Source organism: Vibrio sp. 1401, assembly GCF_033340295.1.
On the sequence record NZ_JAWOWF010000440.1, the window covers coordinates 1 to 653 of the forward strand.

Below are 653 nucleotides of genomic sequence, written 5' to 3' on the forward strand. Positions count from 1 at the left end.
CCGCCATCATGGCCATCACAATTGGCCATAATAACAAGACAAGTTGAGGATTAATAACAAACAGAATAATCAACAGCCGAGGAAACATGGTGCCGCAACTCAAGAGTATGCCACTAGCAAGCAATGGGCTGATATTGGCTTGCTCCCGAGAAAGATGGGAAAACTGCAGCGTTAACGCCGTCGAAGAACTTAAACCTGCAAAAATGGAGGTGAACAATATGCCACGTTTCGCCCCACCGATTTTGATTGCGAAATAGCCCACAAACGAAATACTGGCAATCAACACGACCATCCACCAAATCTCGTAAGGGTTAAGAGCGTTCCAAGGGCCATAGGATTGATTTGGAAGAAGCGGCAATAACACGATGGAGATAATCAGCAACCGGAGCGCTGCATCTAGCTCGTATTCCTGTAATTTTTGCAACGCTTGGTGAAGTTCTCGTTTGTTGTCGAGCACCACTGCGGTAATCACAGCTGCAGATGCCGCAAGCACCGCTTCTCCCGACACAGCTAAACTGCCCAACACAAACGTCACCAACAAGCTAACCACGCCAGTAATACTGATATCGCGACTCTTCTTCTGCTGCATGATAAACGCGATACACGCCAATATCACCAACGCGATCAAGGCAAAACCAAGCAATAAAGGAGAA

General features: G+C 47.2%; 1 protein-coding gene. It reads right to left on the reverse strand.

Annotated features, from left to right (window positions below):
* Positions 1-653 (reverse strand): MgtC/SapB family protein (locus R7Z77_RS26115; RefSeq protein WP_318137146.1); only part of this gene is annotated, 653 nt, incomplete at both ends.